Origin of the sequence: Cupriavidus phytorum (assembly GCF_003254285.1) — a bacterium.
GTDB classification, from domain to species: Bacteria; Pseudomonadota; Gammaproteobacteria; order Burkholderiales; family Burkholderiaceae; genus Cupriavidus; species Cupriavidus phytorum.
Window position 1 is genome coordinate 1 of record NZ_QKZN01000013.1, and the last position, 1037, is coordinate 1037.

1 protein-coding gene, 3 tRNA genes and 1 rRNA gene are annotated in these 1037 nt (G+C 57.6%); all 5 read left to right on the forward strand.

What is annotated here, in order from left to right; translation table 11 throughout:
* Positions 1 to 167: 167 nt before the first annotated feature.
* Positions 168 to 280 (forward strand): 5S ribosomal RNA (rrf, locus tag C7416_RS24320).
* Between the two features lie 294 nt (positions 281 to 574).
* Positions 575 to 660, forward strand: a tRNA-Tyr gene (locus C7416_RS24325).
* Between the two features lie 51 nt (positions 661 to 711).
* Positions 712 to 785, forward strand: a tRNA-Gly gene (locus C7416_RS24330).
* 39 nt (positions 786 to 824) lie between these two features.
* A tRNA-Thr gene (locus tag C7416_RS24335) sits at positions 825 to 899 on the forward strand.
* 45 nt (positions 900 to 944) lie between these two features.
* Positions 945 to 1037: GTP-binding protein (locus C7416_RS29420; RefSeq protein WP_018003793.1), on the forward strand; the 93-nt coding region annotated here is incomplete at its 3' end.

Consider the following 1037-nt stretch of genomic DNA (forward strand, 5'->3'; position numbering starts at 1 on the left):
GCAGTAATGCGTTAAGCTAACCAGTACTAATTGCCCGTAAGGCTTGATCCTATAACCAGTGTGTTTCACCTGGTGTGTGTGATCGTGTCTGTGCCAGATACGCACAACCCCAACTACATCCCGATTCGTGACGCTGTCCCAACCCGACAGCGCCACAACCCCTCATGCCTGGTGACCATAGCGAGCTGGAACCACCCCTTCCCATCCCGAACAGGACCGTGAAACAGCTCCGCGCCGATGATAGTGCGGATTCCCGTGTGAAAGTAGGTCATCGCCAGGCTCTTATACTGCAAAACCCCTCGACAGCGTGTGCTGCGAGGGGTTTTTGCTTTTTCCATCGCCCGTTCGGAACGGCGTCGAGCAGCTCCGCCAGGCCGCTTCAGAGCCGCCAGGAGCCGTCCTGCGGAGCCCCTATAGGGTGAGAACGCAGAAATCTAAACTGCGCTTGTGGGAGCGGTCAGGCAGCGCCAGACGCCACGCCGGAACGCCCTCCCGATTCCTTGGCAGCACAGCATCCGCAACGGAAAGTGCTTGACAGGAGCGGCGAGGAAGCCCATAATCGATAGTTCTCTGCGGAGAGGTGCCCGAGTGGCTAAAGGGGGCAGACTGTAAATCTGTTGGCTTACGCCTACGCTGGTTCGAATCCAGCCCTCTCCACCAGAATGCAAGACAGCAGCCGGCAATGCCGGTGAAGAAGCAGGAAAGACCCAGGCGGGTGTAGCTCAATGGTAGAGCAGAAGCCTTCCAAGCTTACGACGAGGGTTCGATTCCCTTCACCCGCTCCAGTCGCGCGGTTGCTGTCATAAAGTAGTACGTCTAGTTTCGCCCATGTGGCTCAGTGGTAGAGCACTCCCTTGGTAAGGGAGAGGTCGGCAGTTCGATCCTGCCCATGGGCACCAAATACCACGCACTGGCAATATCGCTACCGAGACAGGAGTCGCGAAATGGCAAAGGAAAAGTTCGAGCGGACCAAGCCGCACGTGAACGTTGGTACGATTGGTCACGTTGACCATGGCAAGACCACGCTGACCGCAGCG